This window comes from Enterococcus sp. VV15 (assembly GCF_005236045.1).
Lineage (GTDB): Bacteria > Bacillota > Bacilli > Lactobacillales > Enterococcaceae > Enterococcus_B > Enterococcus_B durans.
Window position 1 is genome coordinate 1 of record NZ_QPTY01000031.1, and the last position, 16,502, is coordinate 16,502.

Consider the following 16,502-nt stretch of genomic DNA (forward strand, 5'->3'; position numbering starts at 1 on the left):
GAAAATATATTAAGTTTGATCAATGAGAGACCGGTAAAACATTGTATAGTATTTTACACAGGATTATGGACTTGACTTTTTTTCTATATTTAAATTGTTATTATTGAACTTTTTTGGTATTTTTTCTCTTTTTTTGGAGCATACTGAACTAAATAAATAATTTAAGAAATGAACAGATTAAATGATCTATCAAAAAATGAAAGCGTATTGTTTATTTTTGATATCAATAGAAGCAAAAAAGGTAGTCAGATGACTGAGAAACATTGATACATAAATTTGATTTATATTACAAATTATGAAAAAGGAGTGAAAAGAGTGCGAAAAAAAAGTAGTAAGGAAAACCAAGAACAGTTAACACGAAATAGACAGAGTACAGGCGATTTTTATAATAAGATCAACAAGAAAAATGATCCAAAATCTGATCAGAGGCTTTTAAATCGGGTCGCTGATAGTGTGGGACACACGCCAACAGAGGAAGTAATGAAAAAACCAGTAGCGTTGCTTCATATATTGAATCTATTGGGTAGCCTAAGACCGCCAGTGGTAGAACTCCCAAGACATCAGAACGTCGTTCAGAAAACCAATGCTGCATTTGAAGTAGATTCTCTAATCGAAGTGAGAAAAAATGGGGGGCAGGCGACTCTACATTCCTTTACTTCAAGTTCTAAAGCGAACCAAACGCGTATCAGCCAAGCAATACCAAGCCATTTAACCGGAGAAGCTAAATTTATGAAGACTCCGCCACAAACTGTTGATTTTGATTTGGTAGAGGAAACCCATCACTGGCTTCTTTCGTTCCATAAATTGAGCCATGGAATAACAGAACTTTTGAACTGTTCGACAAAAAAAGATTCGTTGCATTTAGGAAGCACGGTTGAAAAGACACATTTTAACACCATTTGCCAGTCTGCGATTAGTGTGCCACACACATTGAATAGAAATCGAACTGGTGAAGAGAACAAGATCAGTCAATTTACGTTTAAAGAGGTCCTGCTAAAAAAAGAAAATGCGCCAACTAATTTTTCTTCTGAAGAAGCAACCCAGAAACTGAGAGAGGCTTTCCAAGCGGCGTATGAAAAAAGGCTTAGGCAAGGCAATACCAAAGAGGCTACAATAGGAACCTCTCCTTTAGAAAACAAGTTTTGGGAGGATTTGACCGCCACATTCTCTCATTTTTTTAGTCATTACGAAAATACATCCTATACAAAAATTCCCAAGGGATCAAAAGATAGTTCGGTGATGGATTATTTTGTCGATTTACTGACAAAGGCATTTTCAATAAATTATGATGAACAATTTTTAGTTGATTTCCCCGCAAGAAAAGAGGCTAATCAATCGACAAATATTCCTGAATGGCATCGACCGTCATCAATAAATGGAGTGAAAAAGAAACAACGAAATCAAAAAAGTACAGAGCAAGCAGTTCTACAAACAACAGAATTTGTTTTGCAAGCAGAAGAGGTTTCTTTTTATCAAAAAATCGAGCACTTAACTAGAGAACTGATAAAAACCTTTTCGGAATTTGCTGAAAAATTACCTAGTTTGCCGGATTTTGGTGCAGCGGCACTGAAACTTGCTGATGAATCGTTGCCATTATCTCATGAAGGATTTTTAAATCAGGGAGAGCCAAACCTAAATAAAGCGAGAAACCACAATAAAACTATCGGAATAGACATGCAACAAGTCGAATCCTCCGCCCTTGTGAAGGATCCCGAACGTGAAAGAGTCCAAAAAATCATTGAAGATTTAACCAACCATATGCTACCCGAGCGAAGTGAGCAAGCACTACTGCCGATTTTCTATTATAACAAGGCTCTTTTTTTAAGCCGCAGTGAAACAAGTAAAGTAAATTCAGAGCTGAAACAGTTTTTTATGAACGAAAAAGTAGCAACTGTGACGACTACTGATAGTGAGTTACTCGAGATTGCTCAAAAGTGGATCAAGGGTAATCTTAGTCACGAAAGGGAATCTACTAGTGAAAAAATAGCTATAGACCAATCAGAAAGAGAAAAATTTTTGGTTTATTTCCTACTTAAACGTTATGGAGAAAAAAATGTCCGATGGGGGGATGCCATAACTTCGAGTAGACGACAGGATATTATTGAGCAATGGAGAATCAACACGTTACTAGCCGACTATCCCTATAAACCACTCAGGGATGAAGTGATCCATCATGAGTTAGCGCAACCAGAATCTGACCTCTTTACCTATTTTGAGAATGTCTATAAGAAGCAGAGTGATCAGCTATTCAAAGAGTTTTTGTCAGGAGTGCCGCTTATTATCCCTCATATTCATGCAGGACTCAATCTTTTTTATTATGATGCCGACCTTTTTCTGGCACGTGAGCGAACTGGGGGGATGAATCAGGAAGTAAGGGATTTTTTAGCTGAACAAACAGATCCATTTATTTCAGATTTACCTTATTTAGAGTCAAATATAAAACTAGTTCAATCAGTACAGATGTGGATTTTGGCTGGTAAAAATTATGAGCAGATAAGAAAAAGAGAAGCTCAAGTAGCGAAGCGACTCTATAATAAATTTGTCATGGAAGGTAAAGAGAGTGGCGCAACTAACAAAATTACGCCAGTGAAAAAAACAACTGACGAAATGACCGATCTAAAAGTAGAAAAAGACCTGACTACGGCTTATTGTCGGCAACTCTTATTGCAATGGGAAAATAATAACGCCCAGGCAGATTACTATGATAGATTTAAGGAATTGAGTGATCGTAATATAGCAGAACATAGCTCGGATATCAAAGTTAAAGAAGAAACTGCTGGGCAACCAGCTACAGTTTTTAATCAAACGATTCTTGACATGCCTCAGGGTGATATGCCTCAAATAGATAGTATTGAATTACCTAAGCTTAGTGAACTGGAAAAAATAGCTCAGCTTACACGAATTATTCATCTTTTAGAAGATCAAGGAATACATTGTGATATTCATTACCCTGCACAAGTTGTAAACGCTACAGCAAAGTGGATAGCTTCTGCAGGAGATATAAAGGGAAAATTATTTAGTAGTAGGATGATACAAGTGGCGAATCAGCTTATTGAGGGGTTAACAACGAAGGAAGTTAAAGATGTAGAAACTGCGCGTGATATTTTAACAAACTGGCGAGATGATGTACGAAAAGATTATAATAAAAAAAATAATGATTTAGTTATTCCAAAACTCGAAGATAAAGTCGTTCAATGGCAAAGTCCCGAAGTAATGAACGGAGTGAAAAAATATTTTCAACAAAACGTGGACTTATCTGAATATTCAACAAACAAAGAACTATTTGTTGCAATAGCGAAATGGTTTTTTCAAGATGGCAGTATGGTGACTCTCAGGACAGATAAGCTTCAAGAGTTGTCAAGAGTTATTCTTAAAGAATTAAATCTTTATGGAGGAAAAACAGATGAGAGCATCTCAGATAATAACGCCGAAGAAACTGTGAGAAATTGGCTGTTTGAGAATATACTTGGCTGCTCCTTTGATGAATATTTAGTTGAGAAAATTATCAACTATAATGATCCATCTACTTTGACCATCAAAGATTTGGGGGCACTGCTTAAAGTAGGAGTGTATCCATTTTTGTCATCTGAAGCACATATTTCTGAAAAAAGATCAAATTCGGATAAAGCTCTTATACGGTTATGGGAACTATTGATTTTTAAGGAAATGCCTAATTACTTAAATAACTCTGAGCAGTTGATTTCCGATTATCATGCATTGCGGCAACTAGCAATGAAAAAATTATTGGAAAAAACAGATTATGCAGAACTACTCACCATAGAAGAAAAACACGAATTGTTTGATGCTGTTTTGAATAGAGTGACTAAAGAAGACATACCAGAGTTGCGGTCGTTACTGATACCTGCTTTAATTGCGACTGCTCAACTTGAACCAACGTTATTACGTGAAGCAGTAAGAGATGGAAATTACAAAGCTATCAGCCTCCAAAATCTTATCAATTACTATAAAACGGGTCGTTTCTATATATTAGAAACAGAAGATTTATTTCGAAAATATCAGAAAGCAACTAAAAGTTGGATGAATAAAGCGAAGATAGCCGACCAGTTCATTACTAAATGTTTCGTTTCAGGTATAATGCCTCAAACGAGAAATGGCAGCTTTGGCGTCCTCAGTCCTATCGATCGACTTCTAAAAGGAGAAAACCCTTGTCCACCTTTACCGCCTATTAATGTGGAAAAAATATATACCAAAATGACTAATGATGTTGCGTTTTACTATTACCATTTGGACGCTCAACTCATTGAAATTGCGCTGAATTCAATGCATCGAAGCGACTTTGGCTTTATCTTTTCATCTGATACAAAGATTTATAGTGCGACTGCGAAAATAGGAAAAGAGAGTCACATTGATTTTAAAGCATCTCCTGATACTGCAATATATTGGTCTCTGGCTGATAATGTAGATTTGTTTGTAGCAAAAAAGAACAATGAAGAACGAATATATGCATTGAAAAAATTAGATGATGAGAGTTACTCTATCTATCGAGTAGATCGTAATCAATATAAATATCTCAAGAATGGGCTGTTTGGAGATAATATTTCAAAAAAATCCTTAGAGTATAGATATTTCGATATTTTTGTGGATGAAAATAAAATGTTAAATAATCAGGAAGCCTTTCCCAAATTTTGGGAAGAATTTAGCCGTAAGCATAGCATTGCTATGCGAACCCAACTTTATAATTCAGGAAACGATATACCATCGGACGAAAAAATAAAAGCTACGATACGAGAAGTGCTCTCAATTTTTCTGCCCTTTTATGATTGTGTAACTGGAATTATTGAAAAAAATATAAGTAAATCGATTTTCTCTTGCACACTTGATGCTCTTTCTGTGATTCCGATATTAAGCAAGTCTATTTCAATCACTACAAGAATCGGTGAAGAATTGACTAAATACTATTTGCAGGGAGGGGCAAGGAACGCCTTTCGAAGAGTTGCGTATCATTTTCCCGTTAAACATGAATTACTAGACATTGGGAAAGAAGTGTTGAGGCTCTTCGATCCAGGTTTTGAATTGGTGGCTGATGTCGGGCGATTGACAGGGAAAGGAATAGGGAAGCTCAGGGATCGAATACTTAAGGTACATATGAAGAACAGAAAAACGGGTGATCTCAATGCAATTTATATTTTGAATAAAGTAAAAAAATTAGAAAAAGAACATCCTGTTGTTTCTACAGAGTTTAAGAAGATTAACTTACCCGATAGTGGGTTAGAAATCTATGTCAAGCGACTCAAAAATGGCGCATATGTGCAGGTTCCTGACATTAAAACAGGGCAAGGCTTTGGCAAGTATTATACCCTAAGAGGTGATCAATTAGAAGTTTTTAAAGAAGGTGTATCTTTTACAAGTGATCAAAAAAATTTACTTAGTCGGTTAGCGAAGAATCAAGAAGATTTTTTAACGTGTATACCTGAAATAAATTTAAATAAAAAATATTATGGTGAAGGGCTTGTTTATGTTTATAAGGAGAGCGAGGGAGTAGAGGAGTCCTATCTTAAAATGAATGAGCAGTTTGTCCCAGTTAGAAAAACGACTATTGAAGGGCATGGTGTTCGCTATGATGTAATTGAAGACGACAAAATTTTTCCTGTGAATTTTAATGGTGAAGAATGGTATTTTGAAGCGAGTACTTCCCCAGTTGTGTCAGAAAATCTGAAAATAACTTTTAAAAATGAGCATCATATGTTTGAAACACTAGATACACCTTCTGCTCTTACAGCACCAGATGAGAGAGGATTGATGTGGGATGCTACAGGGAGATCTTACATTAAGATTGATGATCATTATGTTCCGCTGATATTGTTAAATGAGGAGAGTAATCGGTATAATTTAGTACAACAAGATGTGCAAGCATCGTTGAAGATCGTGCGATTTCACCCAGAACGAGGTCAATTTGAATTTGAAACTATTGAGGAAAAAAAATTATGGGAGAAAGAACTTGCGAATAAATCAATATCTTCCATAAATGAAGAAGAGCTACTAAGTAATTTAAAAACAAATGAATTTTTAGAAGAAATTGGAGAAAAACAAAAGAATCTAGAAGGAGATGAGCCAAAAGCTGGTTCCTCGCAAGAAGGAGATGAGCCAAAAGCTGGTTCCTCGCAAGAAGGAGGTGAGCCAAAAGCTGGTTCCTCGCAAGAAGGAGGTGAGCCACAACCCAGTGCCTCGCAACTAGGAGAAAGTTCAAGTTTAAAGTCATCCGTTAATTCTCAAATAACACAGGATTATAATGTCTTTCCAGACCCAGCAAATTATGCGTCTGAATGGATCAAGTTTAAAAAATCAGTACCTTTTATTAAAGTAGCAGATAGGATAGAAGATAGCAGAGTGCCATTTAAAGGAGGAGATACGTTTATTCCACTTTCACCTTCGCAATATGATTTTGAAAAAAAACGTATGAAAATTGATATGTTAAGAAGTGTTAATAAAGGATTTGGAAATTATCCTCCTAAATTTCGAGTATTTGAGAGTCTTGATCCAAATAGAGTGCCGGATTTTCTCAAACCGTTTCAGAAAAAAGTTGCAACGGAGCTTAAGTATGCGAAACAAATGTTTCATGAGGTGAAAAATTTGTGTCAAAGTTCCAATAGTTTCCCCCCTTCTTTCAGAGAATATTTGACGAAAATGTTTCAACTGGAAAACAGTTCAAGAAAAGAGCTGATCCTGAAGGAAATTATTCAAAGAATAGGATTGATTTCAGAACAAGGAAGAAACTTCATTCAAAAAACGCTGGATATGGGTGCTAAAAATATTTTGATTGCATCAACTGATCTTGTTAAGATACCAGGATCACATGAATATCAGTCGTCATTTAGAAAGTTAATGACTAAGCAGGGATTTGTATATCCTCTAGACCCAGAAAATAGAATTGTCATTTTAGCCGATGCTTTTCATCTGGATCCTAAGCTTTCTACAACAAAAGAATTAGTTGGAAGAATAGATACATTTCTTGTACATGAAGTAACCCATTTATCCTCAGAAACAGACGATATTGCAAAATATTCTTTTGCGAGGAAAGGAGAAGAGAAAAGTGGAAAAGAGGTATCAGAGCAATATCATAAGAAATTTTCATGGGGAAATGTTGTAAACTCTGCCCCCTTTAAACGCTTTGTAGATCAACTGGCAGAGGTGCACCAGTTGCCGAATTTATCAAGATATTCTGTGTTCCGTGAAATGGTTAATAACAAGATGTTGTATGCTAATTATCAATTGCAAGATGCAGAGTTAATTGCGACTATCATTAGAGATTTTGCTGAGAAAAGGGAGTTTAATAAACGTCCACGTGTCAAAAGAGATGAACATTCAGAGGATCGAGTATGGCTACTAATTATAGAGATGATATTGACTATGAATAATGATTTACATATAGAAGTTGCACAGGAGAAGGGGCCTTTAAAAGACAATAAGAATTTTTCGATGATACCAAGTACAGCTAGGCCGCTTACGAATACTAAACCAAGTACAGCTAGACCACTTACGGATACCCGAGTCAAAAGAAGTATAGAAACTCTTATTGTTAAAGCAAAAGAAAAAATGAATTTTCTTGAATTAAACCACGAGTCACAAAAAAAGAAAAATGTACTAGAACATTAGCTTATTCAAGGGATATACTAATGATAGTTTCTTCAAAAGAAATATGCTGGTAAATCTGATTGTATAACGGCTATTAATTTATAGATTTTAAAGGAGTATAAAAATAACCTATTGGCGTGAGGTTCAGAATATGGTAGATTTAATGATAGCGTAAACCTAACAAAAGGAGCCGATCCCTAAGTGATAAAAAAATGTCCAAAGTGTGGATCAGATAAAATCGAGGACAAATCAACTTGTCCTGATTGCGGTTATCAAATCGAAGAGATAGATCAACACACTAATGAAGAAAACGAATCAATTTCCCAGTCACACGAGGGTTCTTCAGAAGAAGTTTTTCCAGATAGTGAATTAAATGATCCAATTGAGTGGTCAGAACTAAAAGATCTACCTTTGGAATCTGTGATGGAAATCTTTAAAAATGATGTAACCTCTAAAGAAAACACAATGTCGCAAACAACAACGAACATGAAGGATAAAGAAGAAAAGAAACCGCTGACGATAGATAAAAAGCTGGTGAAAGAAGAACAAACAAAAAATCAGCCCAAAGACCAGTCTCTTGAAAAAACAATAGATACTGAACAGAAAAAACGAGTGGCTGAACTAAAGGAATTTGTGGATCAGGAAGAAGAAAATTCCATCTTAGCTGCCTACATCAAAGCCCATCGTGAAGATACGACTGAAGAGCATGCAAAAGAATTGATGAAGATGATCAACGATAAAATCGCAGCAAAAGAGGGTCAATTGTCAGATCAAATGCAAGAAGTCACAGATGCATCTGTATCAGAAAAAGCAGAAGTATCAAAACCGCTAGAAGCAAAAGCTCGGTTGGAAGAAGAGGTGCCACCAGTAATCGAATCCATAAAGGAAGAGGAAAAGGCGGAAAAAGAAGTAAAAGAAGAAAATAGTGAACCATTAGAGCCAATAAAAACGAATAAACCCCTCTCTGATTTGGAAAAAGAGATAGACACACCTATTGCTGCTTCTATCAATAAGAGCGAAGACGCAACTGATACGAAAGAAAATGAAACACAACAGCCGACTCCTGAAACGGTGATTCCTGAAACAGAGCCTCAAAAGGAAGAATTGCCATTATCAGAAGAAAATGAGGATAACAAAAAAGCGGCTAAAACGAAAAAATCAAGAAAAATCCCGTATATAGTATTGGCGGTTGCGGTACTGATTGGAGCGGGCGGTTGGGCGTATTATGATCACCAGCAAACGGTTCAAGCACAAATTGCAGCAGAAGCGAAAAAGCAACAGCAAAAAGTAAATGAGTTGAAGAAAACACTTGCTACTTTTTACTATGATGGGGCGCATCAGTTTTTACGTACTTCTATGATCAATCAAGATTTGACGAAGTTAAAAACAGCGTTGAATGAGGTCAAAGGAGAAAAAGGCTATGCTGATCTAGAAAAAACGTATGAAGATATCCAAACAAAGGTAAAAGATATCAAGGGTGTCAACGAGCTGTTTACTACTGAGGCAATCATTGATGATCACTTAGCTGATGATTTGAAATTAAAAGCAGACCAAGAAATCCAACGTTTCGCAACAGACGATTCTGATTTTGGACAACTGCTGAAAAAAGCGCAAGATGAAGCTGAGTCACAATACGATCAACTGCAAACAGCAAAAGAGAAAACCAATATCGTTTTCGCTGATGATAAAGTCGCAGACTCTGCAACTCGTGAGCAATATACAGATGCACAAAAGGCTGTAGATCAGGTGAAAAATCAAGAGCTAGCTGTGACTCTAAAAGATCAGTTAAAACAAGTAGATGATATATTGACCAAGAAAGAGGAACAACAGAAAAAAGAAGAGGAAGCGAAAAAGGCAGAAGAAGCGAAGAAAGCAGCAGAGGCAGCAAGAAAAGCACAGGCTGCAGCACAAGCTGCACAGCAAGCAGCGAATTCTTCTTCAGTAAATAAAAATTCTGCGAATCAGCCAATCATGGCTACACGTCCAAGTGATGTAGCAGATACAGCAAATGCAGCTTGGAATTGGGCACCCGGTGTTCAAGAAAGCGTGATTAATACATGTATTCAGCGAGGCTACATCGTTCAAGGCGGTTATCGGTTGGAAAAAGTTAGAATTGAAAATGGCCAAGGGTATTACAATCTTTATGCAACTTCTACCAAATCTTCATTAATGAATGGAATCGGTGAAAGTGCGTTACCATTTTATATTGTGACGATCAACTGTAAAACAGGCTGGTTTGGCGGTAACGGCAGTCGTTAAAAGGATACGCAGAACAAAAACTTAGGTTTACTTTATTTTTCTATTCAACATGAGTAGGGGATCTCTATTCAGTATGTTGGGAAATAAGGGACCTAAGTTTTTTTGTAGTTATTGCCGGGTAACACGCTACTAATCAAAGTGACATTATGGTATGATAGCAAAGAAAGTTGGCAGAGATAACCTGTCTTTCGTATAAAGGAGAAATAAAATGAATGAATTATTAGCAACGATATTTACCGGTATGGTAATTGATGAAAATGAAAAAAATTATTTTGTTCAAAAAAATGGACAAACTTTTGGATTAAGTAAAATGGAAGGTGAACATCGGATCGGTGAAGCAGTTGAGGGATTCGGCTACCAAAATCAAAAGCACGAAAACCGTTTTACAACAGTGATCCCGAAAAGCCGGATCGGACATTACGCGTTTGGCACAGTCACTTCTTCCAGAAAAGATCTAGGGGTTTTTGTAGACATCGGCTTGTCTGATAAAGATTTTGTCGTTTCACTAGATGAATTACCTACAATGACAGAACTCTGGCCTAAAAAAGGCGATCGTTTGATGATTTCTCTAAAAGTGGATGCGAAGGATCGTATTTGGGGTAGTTTAGCGGATGAAAAAATCTTTAAATCATTAAGTAAATTTGGAACAGAAGAAATGAAAAACAAAGATATCACTGGGACAGCGTATCGCTTAAAATTAACTGGTACCTATATATTGACAGATGATTTTTACCTAGGATTCATCCATCCATCTGAACGATACAATGAACCAAGACTCGGAGAACAGGTAAAGGGCCGGGTAGTCGGTGTCAGACCAGATGGGGTACTAAACATATCTTTGAAGCCAAGAGCATACGAAGCAATTTCTGATGACGCACAAATGATTTTAACGATCATCGAACGATCCGCCGATCAGCAAATCAGTTTTACAGATAAATCAGATCCAGAAGAAATCATGAAAGCATTTGGAATCAGCAAAGGAGCATTCAAACGTGCACTAGGTAATCTATTGAAACAAGGATTGATCAAGCAAGAAGATGGTGTAACGAAACGAAATAAAAATTCTAATTGAGAATGGCTTGCATGTTTTTCTTAACTAGCTTATAATTATTTTAATTTAGAGAGTAAAAATATTCTAGTTAATTATAATTATTATAAATTGTTGGGGTTGAAAAAAATGGTTATGAACGCTATGTCAGTAATGAAAAAAACAAAACAGCAATTACACGAATCTGGGTTTAAACTGACCCCGCAAAGAGAAGCAACTTTGCTTGTTCTGTTAGAAAATGAAAAAGAACACTTATCCGCAGAAGAAGTTTTTTTTCTAGTAAAAAAGAAAAGCCCAGAAATTGGTTTAGCTACAGTGTATCGTACATTAGAAATATTAACTGACCTAAAAATCATCGATAAGGTGAACTTTAACGACGGTGTTGCACGATATGACTTGCGAAAAGAAGGGGCTAAACATTTTCACCATCATTTATTATGCTTGAAATGTGGAACGATCGAAGAAGTGGAAGAAGATCTATTGATTCAGGTAGAAGAAGTAGTAGAGGACCGCTATCACTTTTTAGTAAAAGATCATCGCTTAACTTTTCACGGTATCTGCCAAAAATGTTATAATCAGGAAAAAGAAAGTAAAACCGTCTAATGGAACAGACGGCTTTTTCTTTGTCTGCGTCTAAAAGAGACTATCGAAAATGAAGGCTATCTGATATGATAGAGTAGCACGAGGTGGATTATTATGAAAGAAGAACTCAATGATTATCTCCACTATCTGACGATTGAACGAGGATTATCATTAAATACTAGAAAAAGTTATGAACGTGATTTAGCGCAATACCTTCATTTTTTGGAGGAAAAAAAAATTACTGCATGGCAAGATGTCGATCGTTTCATAGTGATCAGTTATCTAGAGAAGATGCATGATGAAAAAAAAGCACCCGCGACTGTCACACGGATGATTACAAGTTTAAGAAGATTTCATCAATTCTTACGCCAAGAACGTATTACTGATCATGATCCGATGCAGCATATCGATACACCTAAAAAAGCCCAAAAGTTACCTAGCACACTGTCTTTGAAAGAAGTTGAACGTCTGATCGAAGCTCCAGACACAACCAAAAATCTGGGGATCAGAGATCGCGCAATACTGGAAGTCATGTATGCTACAGGAATGCGGGTAAGCGAACTGATCGGTTTGAAATTGAGCGATCTGCATTTATCTTTAGGGTTAGTACAGACGATCGGTAAAGGAGATAAAGAAAGAATCATTCCTTTAGGTGATTATGCAATCCAATGGTTGGAACGTTATTTAGACGAAGTGAGACCATTACTTGTCAAAGACGCTACTGAAGTCCACGTTTTCGTGAATAATCATGGTTCAGGATTATCACGGCAAGGTATTTGGAAAAATTTGAAACAATTAGTGCGTGATGCCGGTATCACAAAAGAAGTGACGCCACATACTTTACGCCACAGTTTTGCTACTCATTTACTTGAAAACGGTGCGGACCTCCGAACTGTTCAAGAATTGCTAGGCCATGCGGATATATCAACGACACAAATCTATACACATATCACGAAGAAAAGAATGACGGATGTTTATAAGCAGCATTTTCCAAGGGCTTAGTCATAGGAAGGTGAAAAAATGTTAACACATTACCGAAAAGAAAATCGTAAAATCGCTATGGGACTTTTAAGCTTCCATAAAAAATTAGTGGATAAAGAAAACCGGCTGAAAGAGATCGATACGTATGAAACAGAAGAAAAGTATGAGATTTTCTTCTTCACTCCTGAAGGCTCAACCAATATTCAAGGGATCATTGGCGTTTATTGGGGAGATGAAGAGGAACTAGTCATTCATGATGTAGCGCTGAATCCATCTTATCGTGGAGAAAAGATGGGCTTTCTAATGTTGGATGAACTTGAACAGAAATATCCTGAAAAGAAATTTCGTGCCACAGAGATCACAGAATCCTATTTTACCAAATGGCTGAATGAGAAAAAGAAGAAAGAGTGAACACGGTGACAGAGATCAATATCAAATTAGATGTATTTGAAGGACCATTGGATCTCCTTCTTCATTTGATCCAGCAAATGGAAATTGATATTTATGATATCCCTATTGCGACGATCACAGAACAATACATGAATTATATCCATACCATGAAGACGCTAGAACTTGCAGTTGCGGGAGAATACCTCGTGATGGCTGCTACCTTGATGGCTATCAAAAGCAAGACTTTGCTACCTGTTCAAGAAACAATCATTGAAGAAGACGGCTATTGGGAAGAAGATCCGCGTGATGAGTTAGTGAATCAGTTGCTTGAATATCGGAAATACAAATATGCCGCTGAAAAACTGACAGAAAAAGCACAGGAAAGAAGCTTGTATTTTACAAAAGAACCACTAGCCGTTGATGACTTGATCGGACAGGAAAGGCCGTTGAAACGTGGACAAGTGAAGCAAGTCGATTTGTTTCGTGCAATGCAGAAGATTTTGGAACGAAAGCAATTTTCGAAAAAAATTGAAAAGATCATTGCGCCAGACGATACAACGATTGAGGAGCGGATCATCTTTGTTGAAGAGCGTTTAAAGAGAAATAAACAAGGTTGCACTTTTGATTCTTTTTTTGAATCACCCTCAAAAACAGAGATCGTGACAACCTTTATGGCAATATTAGAGATGATGAAAAATGGACAGATCGTTGCCCAACAAGAAGAAAATTATGAATCAATCATGCTTTATCCAGCAATAGGAGATACCAACAATGACGAAATTAAGTGAACTTGAAGCGATTCTTTTTATAGTCGGTGAAGAAGGAATCGCCTTAGATGAAATCAGCCATATTTTAGCAATCGACAAAGAGGAAGCACTACGACTGGTCGCAGAGCTAGAAGAGAGATATGAAAATGACTCAACGAGTGCATTACATATTTTGGAGACAGAGGCGCATATCGTTTTGACGACCAAAAAAGAGCTAGCGCCGTTGTTGAAACGGTATGCTCAAGGAACGTCAAATACGCTTTCGCAAGCAGCTGTTGAAACTTTGGCAATCATTGCCTACAAACAGCCAATCACAAGAGTCGAAATCGAACAAATCCGAGGCGTACAAGTTTCAGGAGCCGTTCAACGTCTGTCTGCCCACAATCTGATTGAGGAAAAAGGGAGAGTGGAAGGGCCAGGACGTCCGATATTATACGGGACAACTTCTTATTTCTTAGATTACTTTGGTCTCAAATCGCTGAAAGAATTACCAGATATACAAGAAATGGAACTTTCATTAAAAGAAGATGCACCATTAGATCTATTTTTTGATGGAACGAATGAAGGAGAACAATCGTAATGGAAAGACTACAAAAAGTAATTGCCCATGCTGGCATAACTTCACGACGCAAAGCAGAAGAATATATTTTAGCTGGCAGAGTGAAAGTCAATGGCCAAGTCATCAAAGAACTAGGGGTCAAAGTAACGAAAAATGATGTGATCGAAGTAGATGAAGTGCCGATTTATCAAGAAGAATTTGGCTACTATCTATTGTATAAACCAAGAGGGGTCATTTCAGCAGTCGCTGATGATAAAGGACGTAAAGTTGTGACCGATCTTCTTCCGATGGTCAAGGAACGGATTTACCCAGTTGGACGTTTGGATTATGATACATCAGGCATCCTGTTATTGACAAACGACGGAGATTTTGCACAACGTTTGACCCATCCAAAACATGAAGTAGATAAAGTATATGTTGCTAAAGTAAAAGGTATTGCTACGAAGTCTAACCTAGCACCGATAACTAAAGGTGTCAAAATCGAAGGAAAATGGACTTCTCCAGCTAGATATCAAATCTTGTCTGTAGATCCAAAGACGAACCATAGTATCGTGGAATTGACTATCCATGAAGGCCGCAACCATCAAGTCAAAAATATGCTGCAGGCAGTAGGGCTCCCCGTCCAAAAACTAAAGCGTGAAAAATATGGTGATTTGACGCTTCAAGGCTTGCGTCCAGGAGACTATCGTGAGTTGAATAAAAAGGAAGTAAGTAGTTTATTGAAGCATTCAAAATAGTTACTTACTAATTATAAGTATAAAAGATTGCATTTTTTCTAAAGGTATGTATAATGAAAGGGTAAACAAAAAATCATAAATGGTTCGTCTTCAGGGGCAGGGTGAAATTCCCGACCGGTGGTTAAAGTCCACGACCTACTTTTTAAGTAGCTGAACCGGTGAAATTCCGGTACCGACAGTATAGTCTGGATAAAGAAGATAGAGCTTATTTGACGCAGACTTTTGCCAAATAACTCTAACTCTCCCTGTGCTAAGGAGAGTTTTTTTATTTACAAATGATCGAGTCGTTAAAAAAGTTCGCTGAAGAGGAGTCCTAACAGGAGGATTTCAAATGAAGAACACCCGTGTACAAAAAATGGTCGCTGTAGCAATGTTTGCTGCGATCGGTTTGGTTTTGCAATATTTTGCATTTCCAATCATGCCAGCTTTTGGTTTTCTAAAGATCGACTTTAGTGATATCCCAGTACTGATCAGTATGTTTTTATTTGGGCCACTAGCTGGCGTAGTCACAGCATTCTTGCGTTCAATCCTACATCTAGTGACCACTGGCTTTTCACCAGATAATCTAGTAGGAGATACGGCAAGTTTCTTAGCAACATCGATCTTTACATTACCGATATTCTACTTCTTTAGAAAGAAAAAAAATGAAGGTAGAAATAAATTTGCTGGAGTGATTTCTGGTACTCTTGCGATGACCTTGTTCATGAGCGTAGCCAACTATTTCGTGATCACGCCATTATACCTGATGTTTCTTGGGTTAAATGCGAATCAGATGTTGGGGATGCCTTTAACAAATTACGTGTTGATCGGTATCGTACCGTTTAATTTGATCAAAGGATTTATCGTTAGTGCAGCGTTCCTAGTGTTGCATGCAAAACTACTCCCTTGGTTAAGTCGCAAACAGCATAAACTGGAACAGCGACATACGGTAATAAAATAGCTGTCAATCATTAAATAACTTATTAAATAAAAAGCTTAGAAGACTCTCATGTAGATAATGATGTTTCTTCTAAGCTTTTTTGCTGTTTATTAATGTACCCAAGCAAATCGTACAATGTTAGGAAAAGAAGATAGCTCTGTTTCTACCATTTTTTTGCTAGAAATGGGGTCACTGAAACATTCGTACAGAAAATAGCGGTAGTAAAACGAATAATCAACGAAAAATCAATTCATTTGTTCGTTATTTTTGTTCAACTTTCGTAGTTTCAGTCGATTTATTTATAAGTACCAGTATATTTTTCTTGAATAATTTGCTCGGCGTCATAATTTTTTAGTTGATTGATTTGGCACTCTAAATTTTGATCATCTTTTGAGACTCGAGTATAACCAATAAGCATAAAGGTTTCCTCCATTCTATATGTTTCATTATTATGAAGAAATAGCTTCCTTTTGGACTTTCGTTTATTCGAAAGTTAGAATCTGTGGCAAAACTAATTTTTAGTTTGTACCACACACTTGATGTTTACCTAAAGAAACAATTAGACGTATTACACCACCAATCAGAAAAAGGGATACTAATCAATTTGTTAGGGCTTTAAATACCATTAAAGCTAAAAATATTATTTCAGTTCCTGACTTACAAGAAC

At 36.8% G+C, this 16,502-nt stretch carries 11 protein-coding genes and 1 riboswitch; of the genes, 10 read left to right on the forward strand and 1 reads right to left on the reverse strand.

Annotation, left to right across the window (positions count from 1 at the left end; genetic code table 11):
• Positions 1 to 315: 315 nt before the first annotated feature.
• The 10 genes from DVW83_RS10850 to DVW83_RS10895 all read left to right on the forward strand — a co-directional run bounded on the left by DVW83_RS10850 (position 316) and on the right by DVW83_RS10895 (position 15,856).
• Positions 316 to 7,614, forward strand: coding sequence for a QWxxN domain (locus tag DVW83_RS10850; protein WP_137239368.1), 7,299 nt, complete (start codon positions 316 to 318; stop codon positions 7,612 to 7,614).
• A gap of 180 nt (positions 7,615 to 7,794) precedes the next feature.
• Positions 7,795 to 9,852 (forward strand): cell division site-positioning protein MapZ family protein, encoded by a 2,058-nt coding sequence (locus DVW83_RS10855; RefSeq protein ID WP_104662054.1) that lies wholly within the window; start codon positions 7,795 to 7,797, stop codon positions 9,850 to 9,852.
• 208 nt (positions 9,853 to 10,060) lie between these two features.
• Positions 10,061 to 10,924, forward strand: a complete 864-nt coding sequence (locus tag DVW83_RS10860; protein WP_104662053.1) for a CvfB family protein — start codon at positions 10,061 to 10,063, stop codon at positions 10,922 to 10,924.
• A 105-nt stretch (positions 10,925 to 11,029) separates the two neighbouring features.
• Positions 11,030 to 11,503 (forward strand): ferric iron uptake transcriptional regulator, encoded by a 474-nt coding sequence (gene fur / locus DVW83_RS10865; protein ID WP_005878606.1) that lies wholly within the window; start codon positions 11,030 to 11,032, stop codon positions 11,501 to 11,503.
• A gap of 93 nt (positions 11,504 to 11,596) precedes the next feature.
• Positions 11,597 to 12,484, forward strand: coding sequence for a site-specific tyrosine recombinase XerD (gene xerD, locus DVW83_RS10870; protein ID WP_005878604.1), 888 nt, complete (start codon positions 11,597 to 11,599; stop codon positions 12,482 to 12,484).
• An 18-nt stretch (positions 12,485 to 12,502) separates the two neighbouring features.
• On the forward strand, positions 12,503 to 12,874 hold the full coding sequence (locus DVW83_RS10875) for a GNAT family N-acetyltransferase (RefSeq protein ID WP_104662052.1): 372 nt from the start codon (positions 12,503 to 12,505) through the stop codon (positions 12,872 to 12,874).
• Positions 12,871 to 13,641 (forward strand): segregation/condensation protein A, encoded by a 771-nt coding sequence (locus DVW83_RS10880; protein WP_174784282.1) that lies wholly within the window; start codon positions 12,871 to 12,873, stop codon positions 13,639 to 13,641. Before DVW83_RS10875 ends, DVW83_RS10880 begins: the two co-directional genes overlap by 4 nt.
• Positions 13,625 to 14,200 (forward strand): SMC-Scp complex subunit ScpB, encoded by a 576-nt coding sequence (gene scpB, locus DVW83_RS10885; RefSeq protein ID WP_104662050.1) that lies wholly within the window; start codon positions 13,625 to 13,627, stop codon positions 14,198 to 14,200. The genes DVW83_RS10880 and scpB overlap by 17 nt, the downstream gene beginning before the upstream one ends.
• Positions 14,200 to 14,916 carry a pseudouridine synthase gene (locus DVW83_RS10890; RefSeq protein ID WP_104662049.1) on the forward strand — a complete coding sequence of 239 codons (717 nt, stop codon included), beginning with the start codon at positions 14,200 to 14,202 and terminating at the stop codon, positions 14,914 to 14,916. Before scpB ends, DVW83_RS10890 begins: the two co-directional genes overlap by 1 nt.
• Positions 14,917 to 14,998: 82 nt before the next feature.
• A riboswitch (FMN riboswitch) is annotated at positions 14,999 to 15,120 on the forward strand.
• A gap of 127 nt (positions 15,121 to 15,247) precedes the next feature.
• A complete protein-coding gene (locus tag DVW83_RS10895; RefSeq protein WP_104662048.1) occupies positions 15,248 to 15,856 on the forward strand; it encodes an ECF transporter S component in 609 nt (202 codons plus the stop codon).
• Positions 15,857 to 16,130: 274 nt separating this feature from the next.
• On the opposite strand, the gene DVW83_RS10900 is transcribed toward DVW83_RS10895, so the two are convergent.
• Positions 16,131 to 16,253 (reverse strand): recombinase family protein, encoded by a 123-nt coding sequence (locus tag DVW83_RS10900; RefSeq protein WP_123862497.1) that lies wholly within the window; start codon positions 16,251 to 16,253, stop codon positions 16,131 to 16,133.
• Between the last annotated feature and the right edge of the window lie 249 nt (positions 16,254 to 16,502).

Bases quoted from the DNA above. Each gene is read 5' to 3' on its own strand.
- DVW83_RS10900 (WP_123862497.1), bottom strand. From the start codon at position 16,253: ATGCTTATTGGTTATACTCGAGTCTCAAAAGATGATCAAAATTTAGAG.
- DVW83_RS10860 (WP_104662053.1), top strand. From the start codon at position 10,061: ATGAATGAATTATTAGCAACGATATTTACCGGTATGGTAATTGATGAA.
- xerD (WP_005878604.1), top strand. From the start codon at position 11,597: ATGAAAGAAGAACTCAATGATTATCTCCACTATCTGACGATTGAACGA.
- DVW83_RS10890 (WP_104662049.1), top strand. From the start codon at position 14,200: ATGGAAAGACTACAAAAAGTAATTGCCCATGCTGGCATAACTTCACGA.
- scpB (WP_104662050.1), top strand. From the start codon at position 13,625: ATGACGAAATTAAGTGAACTTGAAGCGATTCTTTTTATAGTCGGTGAA.
- fur (WP_005878606.1), top strand. From the start codon at position 11,030: ATGGTTATGAACGCTATGTCAGTAATGAAAAAAACAAAACAGCAATTA.
- DVW83_RS10875 (WP_104662052.1), top strand. From the start codon at position 12,503: ATGTTAACACATTACCGAAAAGAAAATCGTAAAATCGCTATGGGACTT.
- DVW83_RS10895 (WP_104662048.1), top strand. From the start codon at position 15,248: ATGAAGAACACCCGTGTACAAAAAATGGTCGCTGTAGCAATGTTTGCT.